Genomic DNA, 25,974 nt, shown 5'->3' on the forward strand with positions numbered 1-25,974 from the left:
TTTAGCCTTTATAGCTTGTATGCACCTTCAATATTACAAATATTTTTAGTATCTAATATAATCTTACTTTTTAATTTGTCTATATTTTTCTTAATCTCATCATGAGATACCATTATCACTACAATATCTACATCATTTAAAAATTCATCTAAATCAAGATATTGATTCTTTACAATCTCTTTCTTTACATATGGATCATAAGTTTTAAGAGGCTCTGCTAAATGTTTCTCCATAGCTTCAAGTAATTGTAATGATGGACTTTCTCTTACATCATCTACATTTTCTTTGTATGTTAAACCATAAAGACCTACTCTTGATATGTCGGTCATTCCTTTTTCTTTCATTATTTCATGAACTCTTTCAAGTACAAACTCTGGCATAGAATCATTAATTTTTCTTGCTGCTAGTATTATATTTGCAAGTCCTGGATAGTCACCTACTAGGAACCATGGGTCTACAGAAATACAGTGTCCACCTACCCCTGGTCCTGGTTGTAATATATTAACACGTGGATGCATGTTTGCTATTTTTATTATTTCATAAACATCCATTCCACCTATACGGCATATCTTTGTCAGTTCATTTGCAAAAGCAATATTAATATCTCTAAAAGTATTCTCTACAACCTTTGTCATCTCTGCTGTACGTATATCTGTAACCACAATTTCACCTTGGCAGAATGATGAGTATAGAGATTTTACTTTTTCACCAATTTCTCTATTATCAGCACCTATAGTACGTGAATTATGCTTTAATTCATAAACCATATTACCAGGTATAATTCTTTCTGGAGCATGCACTAAATTTATATCTTCTCCTATGATAAACCCTTTAGCTTCAATTATAGGTCTTACAAATTTATCAATAGTTCCTGGAGAAATCGTCGATTCAATTACAACCGTTGCACCTTTAGGGCAAACCTCCATAACATTTTCTACTGCTTTTATAACGTAACAAGCATCTATTTTTTTACTAAATTTATCATAAGGTGTTGGTACTGCTACTATATATATATCTGTACTCATATATTCAGTTGAAAATTGAATCCCTTTTGCTACTGCTTCTTTAAATAAATCATCTAATCCCTCTTCTTCAAAAGTAGTTCTCCCTGATTGAAGAGTGTTTACAAGTTCCTTATTATAATCTGTTCCAACAACTTCTACACCATGAGACGCAAACATTAAAGCTGTTGGTAAACCTATGTATCCTAATCCAATAACATTAACTTTATTCATTTTTATTTCCACCTTTCTTATTATTATAAAGAGTCCATGTTGTAATAGATATCATCATGATAATTTTTACAGTATTAGCTATTAGAACCGAATAACAAAATCCTACGAGTCCGTAACTTTTCATCCCCAAAATACCCAATAATATATATATAATAAAATATACTCCTTGGATAATAGGCTGCCATTTTGCACTGCAAAATCTCAACAAAGTTGGTTGTATTATATTTCCTAATATAAACACAGTAGTTGCTAAATTTGATATTGCAAAAAAACGTTTGGTACTATTCGCAATCGTTGGATATAGAATTCTAGTAATTGGAATACCAAACAAAAGTATACCAAAATAAAATAATATACAGAAACCAACAAATATCCCCGTACGCTTATAAAATTGAGATATAGTCATTTCTTCTTCTTTTGCATAATAAGTTAGTAAAACACCTGCAATAGGGTTCATTACAATCCCTGCTGTTTTTCCTAAAAATGAAGCTACATTATATATAGCTACTTGTTCGGCTCCTAGTATAGGATAAATAAAAAATCGATCCATATATGTCATCATTGTTGAAAGAATTGCAGCTGTCATAATAAGCAAATACTTTTTAAGACTTGTATTAAATAGTTCTGTAATTTGGAATCTATCATGTATAATAGTAGCTGTAAAAAAAATATATATACATGACAATAATTCACCAAATAAAAAAGTAGCTATCCACAAGCCTGTCTTATATGTAATTCCAATTCCAAAAATGTAACCCAAAAAACCAAATATACTTAAATAAAGGTTTTTTCTATAATTAATTGTTATTCTATAACTAGCCGAATAATATGCACGGAACAAAACTAATACAGAAATTGCTATACACCCAATAATTGATAACCACTCTTTATTCAGAACTATTGAAGACAATATAAATACAACAACAATATCTAATAATATGCAAGCAATAAATATTATATTGTAATCACCACTTAAACCTTTTTTCTCATATTGTGGTTGTAATAAAATACGTGTATTATTAAGTGGATTACCTAATGAAACCCCTATAGAATTAACAATTCCCATAACCGTTAGTAATAACCCATATTCCTTATTTGACATCATTCTACTCAAATAAGGATATGCTATAATTTGAGTTGCAAAGGTAAATACTAAAGAAGCTAAAATATTTAATATGAAATCTTTTAATATACCTTTTTTGTTATTTATACTAATGTGTTTCATCCATCTACCCTCATTTATAACTATTATTATCATTTATTTTTAATATTCATTATTTTTTCAACCCGTTAACATTATTTAATTAACCCTCTATATTGCTTTATAGGTAAATTATTTTAATACTCTTAAAATAATAATTTTGAACCTAATAAAATTATTTTTATTTTAAAGATACAATAATGATAGCCCTTTATTACATAAATTGCATACCAGAAAAACGAATTACACTCTATAAATTAAACAAAGTGAGGATTTATGTTTCATTTTGAACACATTCATATATTTACTTTTAAAGTGTTATACAAGTTTATTCAATACTAGAATTGAATAATAATAATAATAATATCATCAATCCCATTCCGCCAGTTAATAAAGTAGTTAATAAAGCTGTATCATTCAATACAAACATTATATAGCTAAAAGAACCCACTACGACATATACAGGTAACTTATTTGTAGCTGAATCAATAATATTTAGTATAATACCAAAAAATATTGCTATAAATATCATCAAAATTACTCCACCATTTGCATAGGCATCAGCTAACATCCCCGTGTTTGCATTAGTACCTAGTCCATTATGCGAAAAATAACTACCAATAATAAATGAAACTTTTTGCTGAAACGGACTATCTATATTTAATATTTTACCAATTGCACCATCTGCAAAATGCATTTTTTTACTTGTTCTAAAAAACTCATAATATTGAAACTGTATCTGTGCTGGAATAAAAGTAAGTCTATATGGAATTGATCTTCTTAACACATCTGAAATTCCATAAAAATCCAAAACATATGCAATTATATTTAATCCTGAAATTGCAAATACCATTTCTCTTACAAATTTATTTCTTTTAGTAATAATGACACTCATTATTATTACTCCTATCGAAAATAAAAAGGCTTTATTTCCAAAGCTTAAATACATCATTAGTTGTAGCGCTAAAATAGGTATTATAAATAAATATTTTTTTCTCAAATAAAAATATGCAAAAAAGAACGGACAAAGAGCTTTAGTACTCCAATTCATTAAATACCCCCAAATTCCATTTAATTCATTTTCAGCTCGCATATCATATATTAAATCAAAATTTAGCGCTCTTGCATCAATTCCTCCTCTTTTAATAATTAAATATACCGTAGTTATTACATAAAATACAAAAAACATACTTACCCAAATGTTAGCTGTTCTGCTTTTTATATTGAAATTCACAGGCTTAATTTTTAATACATGCGAAATTATTATTGATGAAAATACCACAAAAAAAGTATAAACAACACTTTGATTATTCAACCAATAATAGGCCAGTGTTGGAACAATCAAAAATATTTCCATTATAAAATATAAATATGTCGATGGTCTTGTCTTATTTTTAGGAGAAAATATAACAATTAGGAGAAGAAAAATAACTGACACTACATATGCTATTTTATTAATATTTAAAGTAAGCCCACTATAATTATAAATAGGTGCAATAGCATATATATACATGAACTCAATTACAGTCTTGTAAATAATTAAATAAATAAACATTTGAGTATTTGTATATTTATTATTCTCTTTCAAATCTCTGCACCTCATCTAAAAGTATCTTTGTATATTCATTAGAAATTTCCTCATAATTATAGTTACTTTTCACAAATTCATAAGCATTATGTTTTATTTCTTTATATTGGCCATACCCGATATTTATACATTTCATTATTTTATCTCTTAAATCATCTACATCTTCAGCCTTAAAATTATATCCATTGTTAAACTGTAGTCTATCAATATTAATATTATTGTTTTCTGACACAACAGGTAAGCCACAAGCTTGAGCATCATAAAAACTTAAACTACATTGCCTTGGAAAAACTGACAAATCAGATGATTGATAAAATTTAGCTAAATTTATATACTTTTGAGTAGGAAAACGGATTATCCTGTTTTCAGATTTTGCAAATACTTCATCTATTTTTTTACCGTATTCACCGTTTGTATTTCCTACCACTAATAAAACAATATTTCTATCTACTTCATACTTTTTTTGAAATGCCTTTGCTAAAAGCATACCACCCTTGGCCTCATCTAACTTTCCAGTATATACAATTACAAAGTCCTCCTCATTAATATTATTGATTCTTCTAAATTCAGTTCTTACTACTTTGTCTGGATGAAATAGAAGCATATCAGAGCCTACTGAAATCCAAGGACATTGCTTAAGTGGTATTCCTAAACATTTCTCAACATAAGGGTCATTTTGAGTTCTTATAACAGGTATTTTATTTTTTATTATTATTGGAGTAAAAACCTTTCTATAAATACTTCTAAATATTTTATTGAATTTATTAATAGAGGCCATTTCAAGCATATGGCTATCCAGAACAATTGGGCACTTAATTTTTTTTAGTCTTATTAAATATCTCATTGCAGTTAATGTATCATTACCATGTATATATAAAATATCAGGTTTTAATTTATCTATAACTTTAAACATTTCTCTTGAGAATACAGCTCTCCCACTTATAAAACCTTTTATTTTTACTCTTATGATATTTACATCAGCCATTTTATAATATTCTAAATCTCTCTCTTCAACATCCTCTTTACCAAAAAAAGCTGTTAAGTTATTTGGAACCTTTTGCATTTCAGATGTAACAATCGTTACCTTATGTCCTTGTTTAGCCATATATTTTGGTAAAATATTTATTTGATAACCAGCATCAGGGTGAAAAAAATCTTCTATATGCACAATATTCATAAATCATATACCTTTCTCATAATATTTTTATATATCTACTTTATTAACAAAAGCTTTTACAACATCATTAAATGATTTGTTATTTTTATTAACTTCACTAACAAATTGATCACATTTGTAATTAAACCTTTGCCAATTTATACTTTCAAAATAATCAAATAAGTTGTCACATTCTTTTGGATTATTAATGTTAAACGAATACCCAAATCCATATTTGCCACTTACTTCTTCCATATAAGTATTAGCACATACCAAAATTGGCATTTTAAATTTAGCTGCATAATATAACTTATTTGAAAGGGCATAGTCTAGCAAAGGTGTATTATTCCCATAAAGATTATAAATAATATCAGTGTCATAATAATAATCTAGTGTTTTCTCTGGTGGAAATCTATCTATTAATTCAACATTATTAATACTATTTTTTTCACAAAATTCTTTTAATGCAAATGCACCCTTTCCAATAAACCTCAATAAAAATCTACTATCATTTTTAAACTTTAGAATTACCTTTTTATTTTGTTCATGGAATCTTATTAACCCAATATATGATATAACAATTTTATCCTTATTACGTTTTCTATTCTCAAATTTTTTAATGATTGCTTCATCTATTTCACAATCATTATGCACTAATGTATAATGATATTGAGGTAAAAAACTTTCATAACCTCGAGATGATATAACTGTAAGTGCCGAATTTTTAACTAGTCCTTTTTCAACTGCAAAAAATACAGGATTATTCTCCATAGTATAGTCTCTTATATCAACAATATATTTGCCTTTGTAGTTCTTTTTTAAAAAGGAATTTAAAAGTATGCCAGCACTCGTTTGCAATAAAATCACACCGCTGTAATTATTTTCCCTAATTTTATCTAAAGCATATTTTCTAAACTTTAAATACCCCTGTAGCTTACTTAATTTTCCTGACCCTTCATCCATTTTATTGCGAAAGGCATACATTTGTTTTTCACCGATATTCTCTTCTATTTCATGTCTGTCCCAATATATCACATCATAATCACATTCTAACAACGAAATGTATTTTGATATATATGGACATAAATATAAGTTTACCAAGGATATAAAACAAAATTTTTTATTCATTCTATTTCCCCCAAACCACTCTATTTACATAATCCGTATAAGATAATATTATCCTTAACACCTTATCAGATACATTTGGCATACTATAATCTACAACGTGTCTTAGTGTATTAACTTCCTGTGCTTCAAGCACCTCTAACCCCTGTAATATTCTTTCTTTCTCTAGCCCTACCATCATAACTGAAGCTTCTTCCATTGCCTCTGGTCTTTCATGAGCTTGTCTTAAATTAAGCGCTTTAAATTTAAGAATTGATGATTCTTCACTTATAGTTCCACTATCACTTAATGTTGCCTTTGACTTAATTTGAAGTTTTACGTAATCATTAAACCCAAGTGGTTTCATAAGTAATATTAAAGGATTAAACTCTATTTCTTTTGCATTTATCATTTTTCTTGTTCTTGGATGAGTGCTTACAATTATAGGCATATTGTATTTTTCAGCTACTGCATTTAAGGTTTCAACCAAGTTCATGAAGTTTTCTTCTGAACTTATATTTTCTTCTCTATGAGCTGATACTACAAAGTATTGTCCTTCTTCCAAATTTAATCTTTCTAATACATCTGACTTTTCTATATCTTCTTTTCTTGAGTTAATTACTTCAAACATAGGACTTCCTGTCTTTATTATTCTGTCAGATGGAAAACCTTCTCTAAGTAAATATTCTCTTGCTATGTCGCTGTAAGTTAAATTTATATCTGAAGTATGGTCTACTATCTTTCTATTAGTTTCTTCAGGAACCCTTGCATCAAAACACCTATTTCCTGCCTCCATGTGGAATATTGGGATATGCCTTCTTTTTGCTCCTATAGCCGTTAAACAGCTATTTGTATCTCCAAGCACTAAGAATGCATCTGGTTCCACTTCTTCCATTATAGGATCTATTTTAACAAGTATATTTCCTATGGTTTCTACTGCTGTTCCAGTAGCTGCATTTAGGAAATAATCTGGCTTCTTCAATTTAAAATCATTGAAAAACACTTCATTTAGTTCATAATCATAATTTTGACCTGTATGAACTAATATGTGTTCTATTGCTTCTGACTCTTCTAATTTATTTATAACAGCAGCTAATCTTATAATCTCTGGTCTTGTGCCCACTACTGTCATTACCTTTAGTTTCTTCATTTCTATACCTCCACGAAATAAGTATCTGGTTTTTCCGGATTAAATATTTCATTAACCCACATAACAGTTACCATATCTGAATCTCCAGTATTTATAATGTTATGAGTATATCCAACTGGAATGTCTACAACTTCAAGCTTTTCTCCACTTACTTTATACTCAATAACCTCTTCACTATCTATTCTTCTAAATTGAATAATTCCATTACCACTTACAACTAAGAACTTTTCATTCTTTGTATGGTGCCAGTGGTTACCTTTTGTTATTCCAGGCTTAGATATATTTATAGAAACTTGTCCTCTGTCTGAACTCTTTATAAATTCAGTAAAAGAACCTCTATTATCAACATTCATTTTTAAAGGATAACTAAACTTATCAACTGGAAGATAACTTAAATAAGTACTATATATATTTTTAGTAAACTCATCTTCTAAATTAGGAACCACTAAGTTCTTTCTACTTTCTTTAAATTCACAAAGTTTTCTTGCAATCTCTCCTAATGTAACTTTGAAACTTACTGGTACTTTATGATAAAATTGATTTAATATATCTAATTTCTTTGCTGCAACAATTTCTTCTAAGGATTCTTCTAATTGTTCATTTTCTTCTACATAAGCTTCCATAGTAGAAATAAATTCTTTAACAACATCCTCAATGTATACTAATTCTAATTCTTTATTTTCATCATTTATAGTTATTTCAAGGTCGTTAGCTATGTTATTGCAAAATGTTGTTACTACTGAGTTATAATTAGGTCTACACCATTTGCCAAACACATTTGGTAATCTAAAGATATATGTTTTAGCTGAATTTCTCTTACTATATTCAATAAGACTTTCTTCAGCTTGTTTTTTACTTATTCCGTAAGCATTATTTAACTCGGCTTGTATAGATGATGTAATTAATATTGGTGTGTTTTTATTTAACTCTTCTAATTTATTAATAACTTTTTGTGTTAATCCAACATTACCAACTGTAAATTCTTCATCACTTTTAGGTCTATTTATTCCAGCTAAATGAAATATAAAATCTACTTCTTTTAAGTAATTCTCCAATGTTTCATCATTATCTTCTACATCAAAAGTTTTAACATCTATATCTTTATTTAATTTTAATGTAGCTACTAAGTTTTTGCCTATAAACCCCTTTGCTCCTGTAATCAATACCTTTTTCATTTTTATAATTCCTCTCTTACAGTTACTATTTAGTTAATGCGGCTTCTCTAACTACATACCACATTTCAAGTTCTTCTCTTATATAATGAAGTTGTAATAATTTTTCTTTAATTTGCTCTACACTTAAAATCTCAGTGTTATGAGAGTTGTACTCATCTTCTGTAGATAGCTTTTCGTTACCTTCCACAAAGTACTTATCATAGTTTAAGTCTCTCTTATCAGCTGACACTCTGAAGCCCCCCCATATCTACAGCTTGCATATATTCTTCTTTAGTTAGAAGTGTTTCATATAACTTTTCTCCATGACGAGTACCTATTATTTTAATTTCATTATCCGCATCAAATAATTCTTCCATAGCTTGAGCTAAATCTCTTATTGTACTTGCTGGTGACTTTTGGACCATTATATCTCCAGTTTCAGCATTTTTGAATGCAAACACCACAAGCTCTACTGCTTCATCAAGACTCATCAAGAACCTTGTCATTTATGGATTTGTTACTGTTAGTGGTTGTCCGTTTTTTATTCACTCTACGAATAATGGAATAACAGAACCTCTTGAAGCCATAGCATTACCGTATCTAGTACCATATATAGTTGTTTTTTCTGGTGATACTGTATTTGATTTTGCTACAAATACCTTTTCCATCATTGCTTTTGAAATCCCCATAGCATTAATAGGATAAGCAGCTTTATCTGTTGAAAGGCATATTACCTTCTTAACTCCATAATCTATAGCAGCTGTTAACACGTTATCTGTTCCAATTATATTTATCTTAACAGCTTCTATTGGGAAGAATTCACATGATGGAACTTGTTTAAGAGCTACTGCATGAAAAACATAGTCTATCCCATGCATAGCATTCTTAATATTAGCTAAATACCTAACATCACCTATATAAAACTTAATCTTATCGTTTTTATATAGTTTTCTTATATCGTCTTGCTTTTTCTCATCTCTTGAGAAAATACGAATTTCTTTAATATCTGTATTTAGAAATCTTTTTAGTACTGCATTACCAAAGGAACCAGTACCTCCAGTAATTAGTAAGGTTTTATCCTTAAACATATTTACTCCTCTAATATATTTTTCATCATATCTACATATTGCTGAGTACACTTTTCTTTTGTGTACTTTTCAAGGAATATCTTTCTGCAATTTTCCCCCATAAGTTTTCTATTATCATTATTGATATGTAATTCTTCAATAGCATTTACTAGCTTTCCATGTTCCCCAACTTCCATTGCATATCCACAGTTGTGTTGCTCTAAATCTCTAACTATATCTGAATTCTTGCCCATTATTGCAATAATAGGTTTACCAGCCATCATATAACTATAAGTTTTACTCGGTACACATAATCCTGTTAACCCATCAGTTAAACTTACAAAAAAACAATCACTTATATTTAATGCATCTTCAAAATCTTGTCCGTGTAAAAAATCATATATCGTAACATTATCTAATTTTTCTTCTTTAATAATTTCTTTAAGCTTACCCATTTTGTTACCGTGACCTGCAAACATAAATTTTATTTTATTGTTATCTTTTAATTGCCTTATAGCATTTACAATAGTGTCCATATCTTGGCATATACCCATGTTCCCAAAATAAGCTACCACCAAGTTTCCTTCTCCCTTTATGCTCTTTAAAGTAGCATTTTGAATATCATCTCTTTTATTTTGCTTAATTTTATCCTCAAACCAGTTTGGTATTACTTCTATTTGCTCATTACTTAAAGTTGATCTACAATTTAATAAATAAGTTTTCATTTCACTTGATAATGCTATAACCTTTTTTAATCTTTTAAAAATTATCTTATTGGCACACTTCATTACTTTGCTTATCATTCCATTCTCTGAAATACTTTTAGTAATATGAGCCATTTCTGGATACACATCATAACTAACAAATACTACTTTTGTTCTAAAGAATTTATTAGCCAATGCCGGTATTACTGGAAGTATAGGTGGATTAGAATATACTATTACTGATTTATACTTCTTGAATTCACCAAAATTCATTGCTACCTTCATGGTAAATGAAAAGTAATTTATTAGCCTACCTATTGTGTTACTTCTTTTTTTTTGGCTATATTTTAATCTTTTTATTTCAATATCTTCATATACTTCTTTTAACGGTACTTCATCTGCTAAATTATATTCCTTAGGATACCCACATAAAGCACCTACTGAAAAACCTGCTTTTGTTAAAGCAACAGCCGTATCTGTAGGTAACGTAGCAGATGATACATACTCTGGATAAAAAAATTGGCAAAGAAATAGTATGTCTTTTTTTTGCTTCATCAACGTTTTCTCCCGTTTTAATATTTATCTTGAATAATCTCCCTTCGCATCCCCAAGCCCCTCAACCAAAGAATACTTTTTCTTATACCTAAGCAGTTTCTCTGCCTTCTCATTAGAAACTATCTTTGTTTCACCTGCCACTGCAAGTTTCTTAATTGGACCAAGTTTTGATGCGATATTTTTACAAAACCATCCTGGAATATATAATCTGAATGGTTTAATTTCAAAAATGCTACAAATAGCATCTATCATTTCTTTATATCCAAAATCCCCTGATGAAATATTAAACACTTCACCATGAAGATTATTTTTACAATCTACATATCTTTTAACTGCTTGTACAATATCTTTTGTGTAAAGTAAAGCTTTTTTGTTAGCTCCATTACCAATCATAGGAACTATACCTTTTTTGCATAGACCTATTAAGGACTTCATACTACCTTTATCATTTTCTCCATAAACTGATGCTGGTCTAAATATGCATACTGCTGTATTACTTTTCTTTGAATCCTCTAATAGATACTGTTCAGCTAAAAGCTTACTCTTACCATAAATACTTTGTGGATTTACTGGTGTATCTTCCGTTATTAATTTATCTGAAGCTTCATAAACATCATTAGTACTAAAGAACAAAAATCTCTCAACTCCATGTTTTGTACATGCTTCATATAATTTTTTTGTACCTTTAGCATTAGTATCTATGAATTGCTGCTCTTCTTCTTTGTTTTTAGGCTTCCAATGAACTGCTGCTGCTAAATGCACTACAGTATTAACACCATTAAGGTTGTTTTCCCATTCTGTGATGTTATTTAAGTTGTTCTTTAAAACAGTTGCTTTATTCTTAAATTTATCAATTTTATCTGTATAAGGATCAACTAAAACCAATTCATACTTATCAATAAACTCATTTACTATAGCAATTCCTATCATGCCATTTGCTCCGGTAATCAATACTTTCTTCATATCGCCATACCTTCTCTATCTATATAATTCTCAAACTTCACAAACTCTACATCCTGCTTCTTAAGCCATTTTATATACTTAATCAACTTTTTCTGTAATGTAGGTCTTCCAACTTGGAATCTAAAGTAATTTTTCTTACCCATTTTCTTCCCGTTCTCAAGAGTTTCACCAACCACTTCAAAAGGATGTATATAGAATATGAAGTTATCTTCCTTCTCCCAGTGCTTTTTCATAAAGTACTTCATAAGCCATAGTGGAAATAATCTAAAGTATCCACCACCTGAGATTGGAATAGATTTACCCATTATATCTAATGTAGGAGTTTCAAACTCATACTTATCTTCTTTTTTATAAACCATGCTTTCAACGTTTTTAAATGATGACATGTCCATTACATTGTAAAGCTTATGCTCTTTGAATCTTATAAGACTTGCATCATAGTTAAAACCTAAGTCCCATAACACATCAAGTTTTTCATTCTCCATTGAAAAACAAGGTGCTCTATACCCCTTAACAGGTTCTCCTGTAATTTCTTCAAGAGTTTGCTTTGACTCTCCGATTCTTTTTCTAAACTCTTCTGTTGAAACCTCATAAACTAATTCATGATGCTTTCCATGGCATGCTATCTCATGACCCATTTGGGCTATTTCTCTAACTACCACTGGATGATCTTTAGCTACTTCTTCAAGTACAAAAACTGTTATATAAACTCCCTCATCTGCCATCTTCTTTAGAAACGGTATAACCTGAGGTGCAAATCTTTGTTTTGAGGCAATTATATCTTTATATTCTTTTAGGTATTCAAGGTGATACCACTCTTCAAGATCCAGTGTAAAAAAATACTTTCTCATATTAAACGCTTCCTTTTAGCTCTAAATTCCTTACCTTGATCTGCTGTAGGCCATGTGAAATATCTACCTTCAGATGCAATGTTAGGTCTTCTCTCTAAACTATCAGTTTCCATAGCTTTGATAGCCTTAACCATCATCTCACCACCAACTCTTTTAGTTCTTTCCATAAGTTCAAACATTGATTTACAATCACCAATATAAACTTTATCTTGAGCAACTATATCTCCATCATCAATCTTTGCAGACATGTAGTGAACCGTAGCTCCACCATATTCTTCTTCATTAAATATGTACCAAAAACTTGGCATACACCCTCTATAATCTGGTAGCAAACTACCATGAACATTTAAAATGCCATACTTTGGACATGAAAGTAATGGCTCTTTGATAACTTGAGGAGCTGAAAAAGAAAGAATTACGTCTGGTTTTAACGTTTTTACCTCATTATAAAAATCTTCACTATTTGAATTGTTAATAACTTTATATGGTATATTGTTCTTTTTAGCTACATGCTCTACTCCACATAAACCATGATATAATTTATAGCCAAATAGCTTGTCTAGCTTACCAGCTAATGAACGTAGAACTGTAGCTATACCCATCTTTCCTACTTGAAAGATACCAAACCATTTTATAAAGTCTGATAGTTTATTTTGAAGTGAACTTTTACATTCAACATTTACTATTTCAAGTACTTCTGAGTTATCAATTATTTTCTGTATATTCTTTGGTATGTAAAATCTATCTTGCTGAGTCATTATTATTACTTTTAACACTTAATCACCTCTAATCCCTTCCTCATTCGGTACTCACATCGAAACACGTCCGCTTTTGTGTTTTTCAACATCTCACAGGCCCATTAAAATTAATAGCTTGCCCACCTTCACAATTTATTTTGTTCAATCAAAATCTTGGTTTTGCCCTCATTACTTTCTTTTTCATGAACTCCACAATTAACCTTCACATCCACACAAGTCACAACTTCATGTCCTGGACATACCTTTTATCAGCTTCATACTTTGAAGTTTCACCATTGAGTTTAAGAAATTTCACTATACTACTTTGAAATTTCTCGTTTATAAATGATTCTCTGTTCCCAAGCTATGTTATAAATAAAATATACTAACTTTCAATAGTTTTTTTCTTCTCTTCAAGACTTATAGTTCCACCTTCAACAATTCCATCTCTCCTTAAAACAGTTACAATAGTTCCAAAAAAGCATCTAACATCCATACTAACTCCTAGATTCTTAACATACTCACCATCAAGTTTTGCTTTAACTTCAACAGGTAGTTCGTCTCTTCCATTAATCTGCGCCCAACCTGTAAGTCCTGGTGGTATATCGTTTGCACCATACTTATCTCTTTCCTCTATAAGATCATACTGATTCCATAGGGCAGGCCTTGGTCCAATAATGCTCATTTCCCCAATAAGTATATTCCAAATTTGAGGTAGTTCATCAAGGCTTGTTTTTCTCAGTAACTTCCCAAATTTAGTAATCCATTGTTCTGGACTCTCAAGCAAATGTGTTGGGGTATCCTGCGGCGTATCTATTCTCATGGTTCTAAACTTTAATATGTTAAAATGACTCTTATGAATGCCAACTCGCTTTTGTTTAAATAGTATTGGTCCTCTAGAATCTACCTTGATTGCTATAATGAGAATCACGAATACTGGAGATAGCATTATTAATCCTATTAATGAAAGAATAATATCTATTAATCTCTTTACTTTTAAATACATATCCACAACACTCCAACCTTTAAACAATACTTTCTAATAATAAAACCCTTATAAATAATACTTTCAATTTTATCCAGCTTCCTTAGTAGCCGCTACCAACTCTTCTGTGTTTCTCCTATAAGTCGGAACAATTTCTTCAACCTTTTCAGCTACCTTCCACTGGCTTTCTCCATTTATAATTTCCTTTAACTCATTAATTTTCCTCTTTAACTCTTCCATATCGCTAAAGGTAGGTTGTCCAATAAAGATTTTTTCATGACCTGTTTTTTCTAATCCTTCTTCCGCCATTAAAAGTTCCTCATAAAGCTTTTCTCCAGGTCTTAATCCTGTTACTTCTATTTTTATGTCCTTATGTGGTTCAAAGCCTGAAAGCTTTATTAAATCCAGAGCCAAATCATATATCCTTACAGGTTTACCCATGTCAAGAACAAAAATTTCTCCACCTTTAGCATAGGCTCCAGCTTGAAGTACTAATTGTGCTGCTTCTGGAATTAACATGAAGAATCTAGTTATATTTTTATTTGTAACAGTTACTGGTCCACCCTCAGCTATTTGCTTTTTAAACAAAGGAATTACAGAGCCGTTGCTTCCAAGTACATTCCCAAATCTCACGGCTACATACTCAGTGTTACTTATTTTATTTTGGGCTTGTATAATCATTTCACACATTCTCTTGGTAGCACCCATTATATTAGTGGGATTTACTGCCTTATCTGTAGAAATTAGCACGAATTTTTTGACTTTATACTCATCTGAACATTCCGCCACATTTAAGGTTCCAAGCACATTGTTTTTTATTGCCTCTGTTGGATTGTATTCCATTAATGGCACATGTTTATGAGCTGCAGCATGAAAAACTACTTCTGGCTTATGCAGTTCAAATATGCTCTCCAGTCTTTTTCTATCTCTTACTGAGGCTATGAAAACCTTAAGTTTAAGCTTTGGATATTTTCTTTCAAGTTCCATTTGAAGGTCATATGCATTATTTTCATATATATCAAGTATCATTAACTCCTCTGGATTAAAGCTCACTATTTGCTTGCAAAGTTCAGCTCCAATAGAACCTCCTCCACCAGTCACTAGCACTTTTTTCCCTGTTAGGTAGTCAGATATGTTTTCATAATCAAGCTTTACTTGTTCACGCCCTAATAAATCTTTCACATCCACGTCTCTAATTTGCTTTAACGTCAGACTTTTACCTATTAATTCATAAACTCCTGGTGCTATCTTTACTTCTACTTTTGTATTGCTACATATCCTTATAATTTCTTTTCTGTCTTCTTCTTTAGCACTTGGCATAGCAATAAGAATTAAATCTATACTATAATCTTTTACCAAAGTTTCTATATCGTTTCTACTTCCAAGAACCTTCAGTCCTGATATAGAAGTATTTTTCTTTAAAGGATTGTCATCAACTAACAATATAGGGCTATATCTAATTTGAGAATTCTTTTTTATTTCTCCAATTAAAATGCGAGCTGCTTCTCCAGCCCCTACAATCATAACCCTTTTAAAATTAACTTTTTCCTTACGGTGAAGGTAAATAACGGTTTTTCTTGCTACTCTAAAGCTGATCCTAAACCCTAAAGAAAATACCATTATAAAAAGTCCTGCTAGTGCTATAATCATCTTAGGTAGTTGTGAGTTTAATACCATAGTTTGCACCCCTAAATTCACCATAGTGGCAATCATGCACCCAATAATAGCAATTAAAAATTCCTCTGTTCCTGCAAATGTCCACAGACTTTCGTATAACTTAAACATTCCAAAGAATATAATATAAATTAAAATAATTACTGGAAGTGACTCTACTATATTTTTTATGTGAGCTGAATGCATAAAGTTTTCTGTATTAAAATATCGAATAAAATATGATAGCAGGTAAGAAAAAACTACTATTATCACGTCTACTAAAACTAACAATAACTTTTTCTTATAGTTAAGCCTAACCATTGAACAGCTCCTCTCCCTTTTCCATTAGTTCTTTAATATACTATGTTAAAGAAAACTTAAATATGTAATTTTATACATAATATTAGTTATTATTATGTTTTTCTACCCCTTTAATAAACACGTTTCTACATATAGAATAATAAAATTGCTAATTAAGCTATTTATCTTAATTAACATAAGTAACTTTTCCACGACAACTTCTTAACCTAAACCTAACACTCTCAGCTAAATTTTTTCTTTTACAGTAACTTATTCTCACTTTTCTTTAGTAAAAGTGGTAACTTAACAATTATACATCGTTTTAAAGACCACTTTCAACACTTTCGACTTTCAATATCATGGTTTTTAAATATATGTTTTTTTTTTGCAAATTGAGTTGTATATTATTACATATTTTATCTTTATTATTGAATGCAATTAAAAGCTTAATTTAATTTAAACTTTATTTTATCTTAATTTTGTTTTAATAAAATTTTATTAAAATTTAAAACTTAATTCAACTTCCACCATTATTATAATATCTATTAGCGAAAAATGCATTAAATTTCTACAAATTGTCTATAGGTTTTTGTAGGCACCCTTGAAGAATATTAACTTTCACTTACATTTTTAGCATTTATGGGTTAAATTGGAACAGCGGTGCTCATCTACTGAACACCGCTGCAAAATATCACTTTGTTACTTTTCTGTTAGCCTTTACTACTTGTTTTATTCCTAATTTCTTATTAGTAGTTTTATATTCTTACTTGTTTTGAAAATATCCCTTCTCTTAATAAATAGGTATATTAAATAAGCTAATATATATATCAAAACTGTAATCCAAGAATTTATAAACCATCCTGTTAACATGAATATTAAAGTCATACTAAACTCTAAAATTATATCTTTGTACAAGGAAACCTTCAAAATCTTAGACAAGACCATCTCTGCCAAGGCACATCTAACTGCCAAAAGAATAACAATAGATGCAATTGCTAAGTTTAAATTTCTAAGCAATACAGTATTTATAAACGTAAGAATTATACTTAAAGAAAGTGCTGCTAAATTAATTTTAAGCATCAATTTTTCTTTTCTTAGAGTGTTTAAATATGTATTAATTAACAATGCCATTTTCCCTTCATATACGCACATAGGGAAAACCAAAGCCATATATACTAAGCTATCAGCATATTTTGGTAGCCATGCTGATAAAATAACCCTAATTGGATAATATGTTATGAGTGCCCCTAGCAATATTACCATAAGAAAATCTCTCATGGTTATGTATATACTTGGTAACTTTTTTTCATCAGTTCTCTTTAAAATTGGAAACATAATTATTCCTACTGCATTTATAAACAACATCATCAAATTACACACATTAAGTGTTAAGGATACCTTTCCAAAGGTCTTTACATCCCAGGAGCGTTCTATCCCAAATCTAACTGAGCCAATAATTAATAAACTTGCTATATTAGCAAACATTAATTTTATTCCTACTGTAATATTTTCAACAGCTTCTTTTAGATTAAAATAAAATGTAGAAATCCTACAAAACACCATATCCTTACAGCAGTACATGGCATATATTAAAGCAATAAACTTACTTATTATATCAGCAAACACCATCAATCGATATTCTCTAACCCCCACTATTAGAAAAGCAATTATAAGACAGAAATACATAACTCTATCTATCATTATAATTCTTGCATATGGCTTAATTCTATTTGTTATTTGCAAAATATATAAAAGCATATATCTTGCATTGACAATTACCATGCATATAGCAGTCATTTGAAATACAAAAATACTTTTAGTATCTCTAACAAGTCCCTTAGATACACTTATTATTATGATAGCTATAATGGCTTGAAACATAACTAACATTAGAAACTGAGAGAAAAAAGTCCTCTTATCTAAATCTTTATATTCTTTTCCTCCATATCTTAGAAATATACCATCATTCCATCCGAAGTGCAAAAATCCCACATAAGAGGAATAAAAAAGATATAATTGCCAATAACCATATTCTTCTATACCAATTAATTTTGGCACAACTAATATTACCAGAGCTGAAACAAACATTGATACAAAGTTTGAAGCTAATGTGTAGGAGAAATTTTTAACAAAACTAGCTGTTCTACTATTCAATTGTGACACCTCAACATTCTATCATATTACTTAGTCTTTAACCCTTCTCTTTGAAGAATCTCTTTTGTTTCCTCAAAAAATTCACTTTCTCCCTTATACTCCCAAAGCTTTTCTTTGTCAAATATACTTATATAAGGGTAATTAGTAACCTTTACATGCTCTAAATAATCACCCTCACCAATAAATGCATTTACTGTTTTTATGCATAATAAAGTAGCTATCATTAGAGAAATACCCCAAAGTTGCATTGCTTTTAACTTGTTTTTATATGACATCAGCTGAACGGCTATATTAGGTATTAAAATAATTTCGAAAACCTTAAAATATAAAGAAATTCTTGATGATATAGTTACACTTTTTATAGTTATTATATACAAAACAAAACTAGCTATATATAAACTTTTAAACAATTTAATTTCTTCATTTTCTTCCTTAATAAGTGAAGAAAAGAATAATATAATACTAAATGTAACTAACCTGTTAGCAAAAGCCATTAAAGGAATACTGCTATTATTCCAATATATTAAGATTTTTTCATATAGGTTCTGTGGCAATAACTCAATAAGAAAAATATCTAAGTTAAATATCATTATAAATGCAGCTATCACGATAATAATTCCATAAGTTTTGTAGGAAACCTTATATTTATCTATTGGCAAAGTAAGTAACGCTATTAAAACCGATGAATGTATTGTAGCTGCAAGTAAAATCACTAGGACAAATGTCTTATATTTTTCTTCTCTATATAAATCGATAGCAATTCCTATGAAAATAGCTATCGCTAACCCTTGCCTAATTCCACTAAATACATAAACTAAATAGTAAAGCACATAAAACAAAGTTAGGGAAGTTATAGGAAGTTTAGAATATTTCTTAATAAACCTGTAGATTAACGCCATAGTAATCACCGCTGTAATTCCTGCAAAAACCTCAAACTTAATGTTAAAGGTTCTAAAGATAGAATTAATAAAAACAAACCCTAACTCACCATGAATATCCAAGTCAAATATAGATGAAAATTTATGTATAGGGGGTGTTATATAGTAATTACGCATATACCCAAAATAATCTGTACCTTGTCCGTATCTAATACAGGATATAAAAGCTAGAAAAACAAATAAATAGTTAAAGGATGCTTTTATATACTTATTGCCTTTGAATTCATAATAAGAACATAACGCTAAAATTAAAAATATAATTATATAAACCATATGATCCCCCTATATTTAATAATGTTTTTGCGGTATCTATATTGAATAAACTATAGGATTTCTAGGTGATTTTTTTAATATTGTTCTTTAAATACAACTCTGCCTTTTCCAAGTCCTCTAAGGAATCAATCTCAAACCAATCATTGGAGTTTATTTTCTCAATATAAACATTTAAATCTATCATTATCTCACTAACTACATCATCCCAATATACGTTATCAAAGTTTCCCTCATGAATAACCTTTTCAAGCTGCTTTTTAATTAAAGCGCCATCTTTCTTGCTCCAGTAAGAAACTCCTGACATGATATAATCTGTGCCTGGTCCTACCTCTAGGGTATAAACCTTATTATTTTCATCAAACTTTACCTTCCATTCCTTTTGGAAGTCTTCTTTTATTCCAGAGAAGTAAGTTGAAGTGTTAAGATTTTCTTCAAAGTAGTTTCTTACCATATATACATCTGCTTCAGTAACATAAGCATCTTCAAGATAATCTCTTACTAAGTACATGGTGTACACATTGTTATATAAATCATACTTATCATTATGTATTAATTTTACTCCATACTTTTCCTTTAGATATTCAAATTTTTCACTTAAATACCCTGTTACTACTATAATGTCATCTATGCCTTTTTCTTTTAAAAACTTTATTTGCCTTTCAGCCATAGGCTCTCCTAATACCTTTACTAAGGATTTAGGGATATTATCTGTTAAGGGCCTAAGCCTTGTACCCATACCTGCTGCTAAAATAATAGCTCTCATCTATGTTCACTCCTTAAATGTATCTCAATATAACCTCAAAGTTTAATTCCTTTACTTAGTATTATAACAAACACTGCTAATTATATCACTATTTTCACCTATTCTGCTTTAAAAACCGGGATTTTTTCATTAAAATACCCCGGCAATTAACAAACTTCACCTTTTAAAAGGATTTTCATTAATTATCAGGGTAATTTTACATAGATTTATTTTGATTATAACCACTTTATTTTGGTGCTACCTTAGTAAACTAGGTAATTAATCTTCTAAAACAGCATTAAATATAGTTAATAGTTTTTAAATAATCTTCTAGTGCAACTAGAAAGTTTTCCATATCTTTATAATCTATTTGCCCAATGTTTGCAATTCTAAAGGTATCTGCATCAGATACTTTTCCTGGGTAAATAGTGAATCCTCTTTCATAAAGGTAATCATGCATAGCATCAAAGCTATAACCTTCTACCTTTGGCTCCATGATTGAAGTAATTAGCTTAGAGTGATTTTCTTCCTTAACTAAGTGCTTAAGACCTAATCTGTCTAAGCCAGCAAGTAACACATCACAGCTTCTTACATACCTTTCATGTCTTTTTTCAATAGTTTCTTCCTTAGCTTCTACAATTGCTTGTTTTAAAGCATAAAGTATTTGCACTGGTGGAGTAAATCTCATTTGATAGTTCTTAATGAAATACTCGTATTGTTTAAATAAGTTTAGATACACGTTTCTTGGCTTTAGTTCCTTTGTTTTTAATAAGGCTTCTAGGTTTGCAATAACAAAGCTGATTCCAGCCATACCTTGAATACACTTATTTGAGCTTGAAGCTAAGTAAGTTATATTCATTTCCTTCATATTAATAGGAATTCCAGCATAAGAACTCATTGCATCCACAATTAAATCTATATTATGCTTTTTGCAAAGCTGTCCAAGTTTTGCCACATCATTTAACAATCCCGTAGTAGTTTCATGATGAATTACAGCTAGGTGACTGATCTTATCTGAAGAGTTTGTAATAATACCTTCTAATTTTTCATAGTCTATAGCATCCACTGTAGAGCTTTTGAACTCTATGAATTTAAGGCCATAAGCTTCAGCAATTTCACACATTCTCTTACCATAAGCACCGTTATTAATAATAATAACAGTATCTTCACCTACTACAGAGCTAAGCATAGCTTCAACTGCAGCAGTTCCTGAACCACCAAATAAAACTGTAGTATACTCTTCATTGTTTCCCACAAAATTAGTAAGTTCTTTAGAAACAAACTCCATAACATCGCCAAATTCTTGTTCTCTTGGGCAAATATCTGCAACCACTTGAGCAAATTTTACAGTATCAGTAGTAGTAGCAGGACCTGGATTTAATAACACATTTCTTTTAACTTCCATAATTAACTCTCCCATCTACTTTGATAAAAATTCCATAAGAGCTAACTTGTTTTCTATTGGAGTTGTAGTTGGTCTTCCAAGGTCTTTTCTAGCTCCTCCATTAACCTTAACTTCAAGTAGTGCTGGACCCTCTGAAGCATTTAATTGAACCATAACTTCCTTTAGTTCCTCACTAGTAGCTACTGAAAATACATTTTTATAGCCACAGCTTTTTGCAATTCCTTGAAGGTCTATGTTAAAAGCTATAGTTGGTTGACCACCAACAGAATCATGAGCTCCATTATTAATAATTATATGTTTAAAGTTGTTAACCTTTTGATTTCCGATTATAGCAAGACCACCCATATGCATTAAGGTAGCTCCATCACCGTCTAGGCAGAATACCTTTCTTTCAGGTTTAGCTAGTGCTATTCCTAGTGCTATTTGCGCAGAATGTCCCATAGAACCTACTGTTAAGAAGTCTCTTTCATGTCCTTCTCCTCTAGCTTCTCTAAGTTCAAATAACTCACGCGATGCCATACCAGTAGTTGAAACAATAACCTCGTCCTTGCCCATAGCAGAAAGTATACCTTCAATAGCTTTTTCTCTATTCATTTCAAAAGAAGTTTCTATTTTCTTTTGAAGCTTGTAAGGTTCAAAGGTACCTTTTCTTATAACTAATGCAAAGGGTTCATTAGTAGTTTTCATATGGTTTATAGCCTTTTCTAACTTTTCCTTTGCACTTTCAGTAGTATCTTCCTCTGATAAAACTTCATATTTAACACCCATAGTGTCTAAAAGTTCTATAGTAACAAGTCCCTGTTTCTTGTGCTGTGGCTCATCCTTTTTACCTGGTTCACCTCTCCAGCCTATTAAAAGAAGAGAAGGTATATTATAAACTAAGGCATCATTTAAAGACAAAAGAGGATTTACAATATTACCTATACCAGAGTTTTGCATATAAGTTAAGGCAAACTTTCCAGTAGCTAAGTGATAACCTGATGCCATAGCTAGGGCATTACCTTCATTGGCAGCAATTATGTTATTACTCTCCTCAGTATTATCCATTACATAAGCGCAAAAGTCCTTTAATAGAGAATCGGGAACTCCCGTAAAGAAGTCCACGCCATTCTCTTTTAACATGTCATAAAATAGTCCAGTATTTATCACTTTATTTTCCTCCTGGAATTAAAGTTAAAATTTCTTTTATTGGCATGCAATACTCTTTAGCTTCAAGAGCTCTATCATTATCAAGGATAGATTTTGCAGTATTAACCATTGCTGGGTAAGCACTTCTAATTAAGTGGTTAGCATAAATTACTACACTAGCTCCTGCTTCATATAGCTCCTTTTCAGTCATATGTGAATAAGAAGTTGGCACTACTACCACTGGAACTTTTTTCTCAAACTGATTGAAGATTGATAGGAACTCAACAATTTCTTTTCCATCTTTTTGTTGACTGTGTATCATGATGCCATCTGCTCCAGCCTCAACATAAGCTTTAGCTCTAGCTATTGCATCTTCCATTCCTGCCTTTAGTATTAAACTTTCTATTCTAGCAATAATCATAAAGTCATTTGTAACTCTTGCAGCTCTTCCTGCTCTAATCTTATCGCAGAAGTTTTCTATAGTATCTTGAGTTTGCTGTACATCTGTACCAAATAGTGAGTTTTTCTTAAGTCCAACTTTATCTTCTATTATAATAGCTGAAACTCCTAATCTCTCTAAAGTTTTAACAGTGTAAACAAAGTGCTCAATCTTTCCACCTGTGTCACCATCTAAAATAATAGGTTTAGTTGTAACCTCTAATATATCATTAATAGTGTTAAGTCTTGAAGTTAAATCAACAAGCTCGATATCTGGCTTTCCTTTAGCAGTAGAATCACATAAAGAGCTAATCCACATACCATCAAACTCTTTAATTTTTCCGTCTTTTTCTATTTTAGTTTTCTCAGCAATAAGTCCTGTAAGACCATTATGAGCTTCCATAATTCTAACCACTGGTTTACTAGCTATTAACTTTTTAAGCTTTTTCATTCTGTTGGCTGGAGTTGTTCCAATTAAGTTAATGGTTTCATCAAGCTTTGAAATTGAAACTCCCTCAGTATACTTAACTTCTACTAATTCTCCACCCCACTGTTTTAAAGTTTCAATAACTCTTTCTCTTAAGTTCTTTTGAAGACCTTCCTTCCAGTCATCTCCATGAACTACATAATCAGGTTTTATTTTTAGCAGGTTAGCCACTTGATCTAATTCATCTTGTGGAACTACTTCAGATACACCCTTTATATTTTCTACAATTACTTTTCTCTCATTATAGCTTAAAAGTGGTGTTCTCCAATATTCTGATATTACATCGTCTGTATGAAGTCCTATTATAACTTCACCTAATTTTCTTCCCTCTTCAATAACATTTAAGTGTCCATGGTGGATTAAATCTGCACTCATAGCTATGTATACTTTTTTCATACTAAATTCCCCCATTATAATTATTTTATATACTAAAATCAATCCTAAAGTTAGTTTTACTTTGAAATTAAATATATTTCCTCAAATTTTTTAACCTTCGTTGCATTAACGCTTGTGAAATAAATTATATCTTCTTGTTATCTTTATTACAGTATCATTCATTTAAGTAATGGTTCGATTTCAATCTTTACATGATAGTATTGTTTTAAATTATCTATTTCTGCAAATATGATATTTGGAACATACTGATAATAAACCTTAAAGGTTTCTGCCACATCTAGTAGCATATACTCATAGTTTACATAGGGATTTGTCCCTTTTGAGAACCTATCCATCATTTTTTCAAAAACAACCTTAGATATTTTTGTTATACCAATTAACTCTCCGTCAATTTTATTTAAGTGGTGAATATCCTTAGATATATTGTGTATGTAATCATTCTTAGTCTCCACATAAATTTCATCATCTCTATTGCTTAAGTTTGTTAAAGTTACACAGTTACTATTGTCATTGTTAATTAAAACATCCAGTAACTTTTCTTCAAACACTATATCACCCTCAAGCAAAATGAAATCTGAAGCTATATAGTCTTTTGCAATAGACAGAGAATACATGGTTCCCGTTTTTTCATAAATTGGATTTTCAAGAGTAATTATAGTTTCATCTAACAAGTACTCATATTTTTCTTTATTATACCCACAAATAAGTATAATATTTTTAATCCCCTTTTTTTTAAGGAGTCTTATAGTTCTTTCTATTAAAGGTTCATTATTAATACTGAGAACTCCAACAGTTTCCCTAAGTTCTTCATTTTTGCCTGCTAATAAAATTACAGCTAATTCAATTTTTGAATCACTTTTCCCTAAGTCAATTTTCCTGCGTTGGGTATCATTTAAATCCTTCTCTAAGCACTCAATCCCCTTATTTTTAAGAAGATATATATATCTATTCCCCTGCTTATGAACTTGAATATATTCTTTTTCTAAAAGTCTCTTTATTAAATAATTAACTTTTCCTACGGATATATTCAAAGACTTAGCTATATCGCCTTGAGTTGTATTACTATTATTGCTAATAAATTGAAGTATAATGCTTTCTATCATAGCTATATCACCTAAACTCATTCAAAATTTGAATTACATTTAAATTATATTCTAATGCTATAAATAATTCAATATATTTTTATATTAGGCTTTACTTTTCCTCAAAATAAAACTTGTCATTACAAGCATCTTTGATTATATGTGCTAGATCCTTATCCTTACTTTCTTTTTCATTTATCCATTCTTGAAAGGTCTTGAATAATTCCTCCTTAAAATACTTTGCACTTACCTTTGGAAAAAGAGGTAATGTTTCAAATCCAAAGTTCATAGCTTTTTTTACTTCTGATTCATTATATTCAAAGTAATATTTATCACTTCTAAAGCTAAGTTCTCCTACATTAAAATTATTATTTTCTCCATCTCTCCAAATCAAATTAAACTTATTCATATATATTGCTCCTCATACTCTATTTTTTATTCAACATATTTAGTATTTACATGATTTATTTAAATAATTATCAATATATAGAAGTTTCTTGAATATATTTCTGTAAAAAACTATCCGCA

Annotated in this window: 21 protein-coding genes and 1 pseudogene; all 22 read right to left on the minus strand. The window is 30.0% G+C overall.

Annotation, left to right across the window (positions count from 1 at the left end):
- Nucleotides 1–8 precede the first annotated feature (8 nt).
- Entirely contained in the window at nucleotides 9–1,235 is a 1,227-nt protein-coding gene (locus B3040_RS01675; RefSeq protein WP_291569565.1) for a nucleotide sugar dehydrogenase, read from the minus strand.
- Nucleotides 1,228–2,460: a lipopolysaccharide biosynthesis protein gene (locus B3040_RS01680; protein WP_291569566.1), complete on the minus strand. Its 1,233-nt coding sequence runs from the start codon at nucleotides 2,458–2,460 to the stop codon at nucleotides 1,228–1,230. The genes B3040_RS01675 and B3040_RS01680 overlap by 8 nt, the downstream gene beginning before the upstream one ends.
- A gap of 304 nt (nucleotides 2,461–2,764) precedes the next feature.
- Nucleotides 2,765–4,024 (minus strand): hypothetical protein, encoded by a 1,260-nt coding sequence (locus B3040_RS01685; RefSeq protein ID WP_291569567.1) that lies wholly within the window; start codon nucleotides 4,022–4,024, stop codon nucleotides 2,765–2,767.
- Entirely contained in the window at nucleotides 4,011–5,201 is a 1,191-nt protein-coding gene (locus tag B3040_RS01690) for a glycosyltransferase family 4 protein (RefSeq protein WP_291569568.1), read from the minus strand. Before B3040_RS01690 ends, B3040_RS01685 begins: the two co-directional genes overlap by 14 nt.
- A gap of 27 nt (nucleotides 5,202–5,228) precedes the next feature.
- Nucleotides 5,229–6,308 (minus strand): capsular biosynthesis protein, encoded by a 1,080-nt coding sequence (locus B3040_RS01695; protein ID WP_291569570.1) that lies wholly within the window; start codon nucleotides 6,306–6,308, stop codon nucleotides 5,229–5,231.
- Between the two features lies 1 nt (nucleotide 6,309).
- Nucleotides 6,310–7,434 carry a non-hydrolyzing UDP-N-acetylglucosamine 2-epimerase gene (gene wecB / locus B3040_RS01700; protein WP_291569572.1) on the minus strand — a complete coding sequence of 375 codons (1,125 nt, stop codon included), beginning with the start codon at nucleotides 7,432–7,434 and terminating at the stop codon, nucleotides 6,310–6,312.
- 2 nt (nucleotides 7,435–7,436) lie between these two features.
- Nucleotides 7,437–8,609 carry an NAD-dependent epimerase/dehydratase family protein gene (locus tag B3040_RS01705; protein ID WP_291569573.1) on the minus strand — a complete coding sequence of 391 codons (1,173 nt, stop codon included), beginning with the start codon at nucleotides 8,607–8,609 and terminating at the stop codon, nucleotides 7,437–7,439.
- Nucleotides 8,610–8,634: 25 nt separating this feature from the next.
- Nucleotides 8,635–9,676, minus strand: a pseudogene (locus B3040_RS01710) (polysaccharide biosynthesis protein).
- 2 nt (nucleotides 9,677–9,678) lie between these two features.
- Nucleotides 9,679–10,914, minus strand: coding sequence for a glycosyltransferase family 4 protein (locus B3040_RS01715; protein ID WP_291569574.1), 1,236 nt, complete (start codon nucleotides 10,912–10,914; stop codon nucleotides 9,679–9,681).
- 24 nt (nucleotides 10,915–10,938) lie between these two features.
- Complete coding sequence (locus tag B3040_RS01720) at nucleotides 10,939–11,877, minus strand: NAD-dependent epimerase/dehydratase family protein (RefSeq protein ID WP_291569575.1); 939 nt, start codon at nucleotides 11,875–11,877, stop codon at nucleotides 10,939–10,941.
- Nucleotides 11,874–12,728 (minus strand): polysaccharide deacetylase family protein, encoded by an 855-nt coding sequence (locus B3040_RS01725; RefSeq protein ID WP_291569576.1) that lies wholly within the window; start codon nucleotides 12,726–12,728, stop codon nucleotides 11,874–11,876. Before B3040_RS01725 ends, B3040_RS01720 begins: the two co-directional genes overlap by 4 nt.
- Nucleotides 12,725–13,504, minus strand: coding sequence for a methionyl-tRNA formyltransferase (locus B3040_RS01730; protein ID WP_291569577.1), 780 nt, complete (start codon nucleotides 13,502–13,504; stop codon nucleotides 12,725–12,727). The genes B3040_RS01725 and B3040_RS01730 overlap by 4 nt, the downstream gene beginning before the upstream one ends.
- A 346-nt stretch (nucleotides 13,505–13,850) precedes the next feature.
- Complete coding sequence (locus B3040_RS01735; RefSeq protein WP_291569578.1) at nucleotides 13,851–14,471, minus strand: sugar transferase; 621 nt, start codon at nucleotides 14,469–14,471, stop codon at nucleotides 13,851–13,853.
- 69 nt (nucleotides 14,472–14,540) lie between these two features.
- Nucleotides 14,541–16,424: a polysaccharide biosynthesis protein gene (locus B3040_RS01740; protein ID WP_291569579.1), complete on the minus strand. Its 1,884-nt coding sequence runs from the start codon at nucleotides 16,422–16,424 to the stop codon at nucleotides 14,541–14,543.
- 714 nt (nucleotides 16,425–17,138) lie between these two features.
- A complete protein-coding gene (locus B3040_RS01745; protein ID WP_291569580.1) occupies nucleotides 17,139–18,557 on the minus strand; it encodes a hypothetical protein in 1,419 nt (472 codons plus the stop codon).
- A gap of 26 nt (nucleotides 18,558–18,583) precedes the next feature.
- The gene (locus B3040_RS01750) at nucleotides 18,584–19,768 is read right to left on the minus strand and encodes an EpsG family protein (protein WP_291569581.1); all 1,185 of its coding nucleotides are present in this window, start codon (nucleotides 19,766–19,768) and stop codon (nucleotides 18,584–18,586) included.
- A gap of 61 nt (nucleotides 19,769–19,829) precedes the next feature.
- The gene (locus B3040_RS01755) at nucleotides 19,830–20,531 is read right to left on the minus strand and encodes a sugar phosphate nucleotidyltransferase (RefSeq protein ID WP_291569582.1); all 702 of its coding nucleotides are present in this window, start codon (nucleotides 20,529–20,531) and stop codon (nucleotides 19,830–19,832) included.
- Nucleotides 20,532–20,808: 277 nt separating this feature from the next.
- Nucleotides 20,809–21,915, minus strand: coding sequence for a 2-aminoethylphosphonate aminotransferase (locus tag B3040_RS01760; protein WP_291569583.1), 1,107 nt, complete (start codon nucleotides 21,913–21,915; stop codon nucleotides 20,809–20,811).
- Between the two features lie 15 nt (nucleotides 21,916–21,930).
- Entirely contained in the window at nucleotides 21,931–23,064 is a 1,134-nt protein-coding gene (gene aepY, locus B3040_RS01765) for a phosphonopyruvate decarboxylase (protein ID WP_291569584.1), read from the minus strand.
- A 1-nt stretch (nucleotide 23,065) separates the two neighbouring features.
- Complete coding sequence (aepX, locus tag B3040_RS01770) at nucleotides 23,066–24,364, minus strand: phosphoenolpyruvate mutase (RefSeq protein ID WP_291569585.1); 1,299 nt, start codon at nucleotides 24,362–24,364, stop codon at nucleotides 23,066–23,068.
- A gap of 158 nt (nucleotides 24,365–24,522) precedes the next feature.
- Entirely contained in the window at nucleotides 24,523–25,467 is a 945-nt protein-coding gene (locus B3040_RS01775) for a winged helix-turn-helix transcriptional regulator (protein ID WP_291569587.1), read from the minus strand.
- 91 nt (nucleotides 25,468–25,558) lie between these two features.
- On the minus strand, nucleotides 25,559–25,855 hold the full coding sequence (locus tag B3040_RS01780) for a hypothetical protein (protein ID WP_291569588.1): 297 nt from the start codon (nucleotides 25,853–25,855) through the stop codon (nucleotides 25,559–25,561).
- Nucleotides 25,856–25,974: the final 119 nt, after the last annotated feature.

Origin of the sequence: Clostridium sp. UBA4548, from assembly GCF_002387895.1 — a bacterium.
Taxonomy (GTDB): Bacteria; Bacillota; Clostridia; order Clostridiales; family Clostridiaceae; genus Clostridium_J.